Origin of the sequence: Pseudoalteromonas sp. Z9A4 (assembly GCF_011378845.1) — a bacterium.
Classification (GTDB): domain Bacteria; phylum Pseudomonadota; class Gammaproteobacteria; order Enterobacterales; family Alteromonadaceae; genus Pseudoalteromonas; species Pseudoalteromonas arctica.
On the sequence record NZ_WTLA01000039.1, the window covers coordinates 19619 to 27229 of the forward strand.

Here is a 7611-nt window from a genome sequence, read left to right on the forward strand (position 1 = left end):
GCTAAGGTGAAAGACTTACTTAAGTTTCTGAAGCAACAAAATAAGACCGAAGAATTCGATGCAATTCGCATTGGTCTTGCTTCACCAGACATGGTTCGTTCATGGTCATACGGTGAAGTAAAGAAACCTGAGACTATTAACTACCGTACTTTCAAGCCTGAGCGCGATGGCTTATTCTGTGCCCGTATTTTCGGCCCAGTGAAAGATTATGAGTGTTTATGTGGTAAATATAAACGCCTTAAACACCGTGGTGTGATCTGTGAAAAGTGTGGCGTTGAAGTAACACTCACTAAAGTGCGACGCGATCGTATGGGTCATATCGACCTTGCGAGCCCAGTTGCACATATATGGTTTTTAAAATCATTACCGTCACGTATTGGCTTAATGCTAGATATGACGCTTCGTGATATTGAACGTGTTCTTTACTTCGAATCATTCGTAGTAACTGAACCTGGTATGACAACGCTTGAGCGTGGTCAGCTATTAGGTGAAGAAGAATACTTAGATTCACTAGAAGAGCACGGTGATGAGTTTGAAGCTAAGATGGGTGCTGAAGCAGTTTTAGACTTGCTTCGTGAACTTGATCTTGCTCAATTAATAGCTGAGATGCGTGAAGAGTTACCAACAATTAACTCTGAAACTAAGCGTAAAAAAATCACTAAACGTCTTAAGTTAATGGAATCGTTCCACCAATCAGGTAATAACCCTGAGTGGATGATCATGACAGTACTTCCAGTATTGCCACCTGATCTACGCCCATTAGTACCATTAGACGGTGGTCGTTTTGCGACATCTGATCTAAATGACCTTTACCGTCGTGTTATTAACCGTAATAACCGTCTTAAGCGTCTACTAGATTTAGCAGCACCAGACATTATTGTACGTAACGAAAAACGTATGTTACAAGAAGCGGTAGATGCGCTACTTGATAACGGTCGTCGTGGTCGTGCAATTACAGGTTCTAACAAACGTCCTCTTAAATCTCTTGCTGATATGATCAAGGGTAAGCAAGGTCGTTTCCGTCAGAACTTACTTGGTAAGCGTGTAGATTATTCAGGCCGTTCTGTAATCACAGTTGGTCCTACACTTAAGCTTCACCAATGTGGTCTTCCTAAGAAGATGGCACTAGAGCTATTCAAACCATTCATCTATGGCAAATTAGAACGTCGCGGCATGGCTACGACAATCAAAGCTGCTAAGAAGATGGTTGAACGTGAAGTTCCGGAAGTATGGGATGTACTTGACGAAGTAATTCGTGAACATCCAGTATTACTTAACCGTGCACCAACACTTCACCGTTTGGGTATCCAAGCGTTTGAGCCTGTGCTTATCGAAGGTAAAGCGATTCATTTGCATCCATTAGTATGTGCGGCGTACAACGCCGATTTCGATGGTGACCAAATGGCGGTACACGTACCGTTAACAATCGAAGCGCAGCTTGAAGCTCGTGCATTAATGATGTCAACAAACAACATTCTATCTCCTGCGAATGGTGAGCCAATCATCGTTCCTTCACAGGATGTTGTATTGGGTCTTTATTACATGACTCGTGACCGCATTAACGCTAAAGGCGAAGGCGCGATATTTAAAGATCCAAAAGAAGCAGAAAAAGCATACCGCAGTGGCAATGCAGACCTTCACGCAATTGTGAAAGTACGTATTAGCCAATCAGTTAAAAACGAAGACGGCGTAGTAGAAGATACTATTACTGTTATCGATACAACTGTTGGTCGTGCAATTCTGTCTCTAATTTTACCTAAAGGCATGCCGTTTGCGTCAATCAACCAGCCGCTAGGTAAAAAGCAGATTTCTGGCTTATTGAATGAGTGTTACCGTCGTCTAGGTCTTAAAGATACAGTTATCTTTGCTGACCAAGTTATGTACACCGGTTTCCATTATGCAATGAAGTCAGGTGTTTCTATCGGTATTGATGACTTAGTTATCCCACCGGTTAAAGCACAGATAATTGAATCAGCTGAAGCTGAAGTTACTGAAATCAACCAACAATTCCAATCAGGTCTTGTAACGGCTGGTGAAAAGTACAACAAAGTTATCGATATCTGGTCACGTGTAAACGAAAACTTATCACGTGAGATGATGTCTAACTTGTCGAAAGACACAGTTATCAATGCACAAGGTGAAGAAGTAGAGCAACCGTCATTTAACTCAGTGTTTATGATGGCCGACTCAGGTGCTCGTGGTAGTGCTGCACAGATTCGTCAGTTGGCGGGTATGCGTGGTCTAATGGCACGTCCAGATGGTTCAATCATCGAGACTCCAATCACAGCTAACTTCCGTGAAGGTCTAAACGTACTTCAGTACTTCATCTCAACGCATGGTGCGCGTAAAGGTCTTGCCGATACAGCACTTAAAACAGCAAACTCGGGTTACCTAACGCGTCGTCTAGTAGACGTTGCACAAGATTTGGTAATCAATGAAGATGACTGTGGCACAGAAGATGGCTTAACAATGAAACCGCTTATTGAAGGTGGTGATGTTGTAGAAGCACTTCGTGAACGTGTTCTAGGTCGTGTTGTTGCTGAAGATATTGTGATTCCAGGTACTAATACAGTGCTTGTTGAACGTAATATCATGCTAGACGAAAAACTGTGTGATCTTTTAGAAGAGCATTCAGTAGATGAAGTTCGTGTACGTTCTGTTATCACTTGTGATAATGACTTTGGTGTTTGTGCTAACTGTTACGGTCGTGACCTAGCACGTGGTCATATCATCAACGCTGGTGAATCAGTGGGTGTTATCGCGGCACAGTCAATCGGTGAGCCGGGTACACAGTTAACAATGCGTACCTTCCACATCGGTGGTGCGGCATCTAGAGCGTCTGCAGAAAATAATGTACAAGTAAAAACTAACGGTACATTAAAACTTCATAACTCTAAGTACGTACTTAACACAGACGGTAAGATTGTTATTACTTCTCGTTCTACGGAAATTACTATCATTGATAGTCATGGTCGTGAGAAAGAGCGCTATAAAGTACCTTACGGTGCGGTATTAACAGTGCAAGACAATACGGAAGTTCTAGGTAACGATATAGTTGCTACTTGGGACCCGCATAGTCACCCAATCGTTCTTGAGCATAAATCAAAAGTATCGTTCAGCGATATCGATGATTCAAATACTGAAGCACAGACTGATGAGCTAACGGGTTTAACCCGTGTAGTTGTTAAAGATCTTGCTAAAGTAAATACGAAAGAACCAAAGCTTATCATCGAAAGTGAAGAGCGCGGTCTGCAAGAAACACGTCTTCCTTCATTCACGACGATTGAAGTTATTGACGGCGTTACAGCAAACCCAGGTGACGTGTTAGCACGTATTCCGCAAGAAGGTTCGAAAACTCGTGATATCACGGGTGGTCTACCACGCGTAGCCGACTTATTTGAAGCTCGTAAGCCAAAAGAACCAGCTATATTAGCTGAAGTAACTGGTACAATTAGCTTCGGTAAAGAGACTAAAGGTAAGAAGCGTTTAGTTATTACTCCAGCTGAGGGTGATCATTACGAAGAGATGATTCCTAAATGGCGTCAACTTAACGTGTTTGAAGGTGAGCAAGTGTCTAAAGGTGAAGTTATCGCCGATGGTCCTGAATCACCGCATGACATCTTGCGCCTACGTGGTGTGACTCATGTTGCTAACTATATCGTTAACGAAGTGCAAGAGGTTTACCGTTTGCAAGGCGTTAAGATCAATGATAAGCACATTGAAACAATTATCCGTCAAATGTTACGTAAATGTACCATCATGCACGGCGGTGATACTGACTTCTTAGCCGGTGAACAAATCGAAGTGGCGCGCGTTAATATCGCAAACCGTGACCTTGAAAAACAAGGTAAGATACCAGCTAAGTTTGAAATCCAGTTAATGGGTATCACAAAAGCATCACTAGCAACAGAATCTTTCATCTCTGCAGCGTCTTTCCAAGAGACAACACGTGTTCTTACAGATGCGGCAGTGAATGGTAAGAGCGATGAGCTTCGCGGTCTTAAAGAAAACGTAATTGTGGGTCGTTTGATCCCAGCCGGTACCGGTTTTGCGTATCATCAAGAACGTATGGCTCGCCGTAAACAAAGCAAAGTAGTAGTAGAAGAGCAAACAGTAAGTGCAGAAGAGGCAACTCAAGCACTTACAGACGCTCTAAATGCTGATTTGTCTGGAAATCAATAAACTGTTCTTAATCAATAGATTAAGTGATCGCAAGGCAGTTATATGCTGTCTTGTGGTTAGTTTAGGTTGACAGGTTAAACTTTGCTCATTAAAATTCCGCCACCCATTTACTTGTGTGCTTAATGCAGGCTCGTAAATAAAGGGCGGATTTTTTATTTTTTTCAGTAGTAATTTTAATTTCAGGAGCTATTTAAATGGCAACTATTAACCAGCTAGTGCGTAAGCCACGCCGTAGCAAGGTTACGAAAAGTAACTCAGCTGCACTAAAAGCGTGTCCGCAAAAGCGCGGTGTATGTACTCGCGTATATACAACTACACCTAAGAAACCTAACTCGGCGTTACGTAAAGTAGCTCGTGTACGTTTAACTAACGGTTTCGAAGTAACTTCATACATTGGTGGTGAAGGTCATAACCTTCAAGAGCATAGTGTAATCCTAATCCGTGGTGGTCGTGTTAAAGATTTACCAGGTGTGCGTTTTCACACTGTTCGTGGTGCACTTGACTGTGCAGGCGTTAGCGACCGTCGTCAAGCTCGTTCTAAATACGGTACTAAACGCCCTAAAGGCTAATGTTTTCCGTTAGTAAGGCCAAGCACTAAATATTTATAATTATTGTTTTGGGTGATTGACTCGAAAGAGCAAACCTGAATAAACCGGAGATACAAAATGCCTAGAAGACGCGTAATCGGTCAACGTAAAATTCTTCCAGATCCTAAGTTCGGATCGGAACTTCTTGCTAAATTCGTTAACATCGTGATGTTAGACGGCAAGAAATCTACTGCTGAAAAAATTGTTTATGGTGCGCTAGACGTGGCTGCTGAGAAATCAGGCAAGTCGCACCTAGAAATCTTTGAAACTGCACTTGATAACATCCGCCCACAGGTAGAAGTTAAATCTCGCCGTGTTGGTGGTTCAACTTATCAAGTACCAGTTGAAGTACGTCCAGTTCGTCGTAACGCATTAGGTATGCGTTGGTTAGTAGACGCTGCACGTAAGCGTGGCGAAAAATCTATGGGCTTACGTTTAGCTCAAGAAATCGTTGACGCTTCTGATAATAAAGGCACTGCGGTTAAGAAACGTGAAGACGTTCACCGTATGGCTGAAGCGAATAAAGCATTCGCTCATTACCGTTGGTAATCTGTCTTTAACCTTTAAGAGGATCATATGGCACGTACAACTCCACTTGAGCGCTATCGTAATATAGGTATTGTCGCTCACGTAGATGCAGGCAAAACCACCACAACAGAACGTGTTCTGTTCTACACGGGTCTTTCTCATAAGATCGGTGAAGTACATGATGGCGCTGCAACTATGGATTGGATGGAGCAGGAACAAGAGCGTGGTATCACAATCACTTCTGCTGCAACAACGTGTTTTTGGAAAGGGATGGACGCTCAATTTGACGCCCATCGTATCAATATTATTGATACTCCAGGACACGTAGATTTCACTATCGAAGTAGAGCGTTCTTTACGCGTATTAGATGGTGCGGTAGTTGTTCTTTGTGCTTCATCTGGTGTACAGCCGCAAACTGAGACAGTTTGGCGTCAAGCGAACAAATACGAAGTTCCGAGAATGATTTTCGTAAATAAAATGGATCGCACGGGCGCTGACTTCTTAGCTGTGGTTAGCCAGGTGAAATCTCGTCTTGGAGCAACGCCTGTTCCAATTCAGTTGCCTGTAGGCGCTGAGGACGACTTTAAAGGTGTTATTGACCTTATAAAAATGAAAGTGATTAACTGGAACGAAGCGGACCAGGGTATGACTTTCTCTTATGAGGCAATACCGGCAGAACTTCTGGAATTAGCTGAAGAATGGCGCTCTCACTTAGTTGAAAGCGCTGCTGAAGCAACAGAAGAACTAATGGATAAATACTTAGAAGGTGAAGAGTTAAGTGAAGCAGAAATTAAAAATGCTTTACGCCAACGAACATTAGCTAATGAGATTGTTCCAGTTACTTGTGGTAGCGCATTTAAAAACAAAGGTGTTCAAGCTGTGCTTGATTGCGTTGTTGAATATATGCCTTCACCAGAGCAAGTGAAACAAATCCAAGGTATCCTAGAAAATGGTACTGAGGAAGAACGTCCAGCTAATGATAAAGCGCCGTTTGCTGCACTCGCTTTTAAGATTGCAACAGACCCGTTTGTTGGAACCTTGACCTTTTTCCGTGTTTACTCTGGTACTGTTAAACAGGGTGACACGGTATATAATCCAGTAAAAAGTAAGCGTGAGCGACTTGGCCGTATCGTACAGATGCATTCAAACTCTCGTGAAGAGATCAAAGAAGTTTTCGCAGGCGACATCGCGGCAGCTATTGGTCTTAAAGACGTAACAACAGGTGAAACACTGTGTGATCCGAATTCTATTATTACGCTTGAGCGTATGGAATTCCCTGAACCAGTAATCTCTATTGCGGTTGAGCCTCGCACTATAGCTGACCAAGATAAGATGGGTATCGCGCTGGGTAAACTAGCTGCTGAAGACCCTTCTTTTCGAGTACAAACTGACGAAGAATCAGGCCAGGTTATAATCTCTGGCATGGGTGAACTTCACCTAGATATCATCGTCGACCGTATGAAACGTGAATTCAGTGTTGAATGTAACGTTGGTAAGCCGCAGGTCTCATACCGAGAAGCTATTCGTTCAACTGTTAAGGTTGAAGGGAAGTTTATACGTCAGTCAGGTGGTCGTGGTCAATATGGTCACGTTTGGATTAAACTTGAACCGATGGATATTACGGATGATGAGTCACCAATTTACGAGTTCGTTAACGAAACCGTAGGTGGTTCTGTTCCTAAAGAGTTCGTCCCTGCGGTAGACAAAGGTATCCAAGAGCAAATGTCTCAAGGTGTACTGGCAGGCTACCCATTACTTGGCGTTAAAGCGACTTTATATGATGGTTCATTCCATGATGTAGATTCGAATGAAATGGCATTTAAAATAGCAGGTTCACTGGCAATGAGAGATGGGGCGCTTAAAGCTAACCCTGTACTACTAGAGCCAGTAATGAAGGTTGAAGTACTCACTCCTGATTCAAATATGGGTGATGTAGTTGGCGACTTAAACCGTCGCCGCGGCATAATCGAAGGCATGGAAGATGCATTAGGTGGACTTAAGCAAATTAATGCGCAGGTTCCTCTTTCTGAAATGTTTGGTTATGCGACTGCTTTACGATCTGCAACACAGGGCCGTGCCTCATACTCTATGGAGTTTGTGAAGTACGCTGAAGCCTCTAAAAACGTTGCAGATACAATAATTTCAGCTCGCGCTGTTATATAATTTTAGCTTGTCTGGCTCAATAGTGAGTCAGGCTTTAATTTCTTTATTAGGAATTTTTTAAGATGGCAAAAGAAAAGTTTGAACGCGTAAAACCGCACGTAAACGTTGGTACAATCGGCCACGTTGACCACGGTAAAACTACACTAACTGC

At 42.9% G+C, this 7611-nt stretch carries 5 protein-coding genes; all 5 read left to right on the forward strand.

Translation table 11 applies throughout. The annotated features are described in order from the left end of the window. Window positions 1-6 precede the first annotated feature (6 nt). Window positions 7-4182, forward strand: a complete 4176-nt coding sequence (rpoC, locus tag GQR54_RS18410) for a DNA-directed RNA polymerase subunit beta' (RefSeq protein WP_166379495.1) — start codon at window positions 7-9, stop codon at window positions 4180-4182. Between the two features lie 194 nt (window positions 4183-4376). Beyond that, on the forward strand, window positions 4377-4751 hold the full coding sequence (gene rpsL / locus GQR54_RS18415; protein WP_008165517.1) for a 30S ribosomal protein S12: 375 nt from the start codon (window positions 4377-4379) through the stop codon (window positions 4749-4751). A 96-nt stretch (window positions 4752-4847) separates the two neighbouring features. Continuing rightward, window positions 4848-5318: a 30S ribosomal protein S7 gene (gene rpsG, locus GQR54_RS18420; RefSeq protein WP_010555004.1), complete on the forward strand. Its 471-nt coding sequence runs from the start codon at window positions 4848-4850 to the stop codon at window positions 5316-5318. Between the two features lie 27 nt (window positions 5319-5345). Continuing rightward, the gene (gene fusA, locus GQR54_RS18425; protein WP_007580132.1) at window positions 5346-7460 is read left to right on the forward strand and encodes an elongation factor G; all 2115 of its coding nucleotides are present in this window, start codon (window positions 5346-5348) and stop codon (window positions 7458-7460) included. Between the two features lie 62 nt (window positions 7461-7522). Further along, window positions 7523-7611, forward strand: an 89-nt coding sequence (locus GQR54_RS18430) for a GTP-binding protein (protein ID WP_233997923.1), incomplete at its 3' end; no start/stop codon positions are given.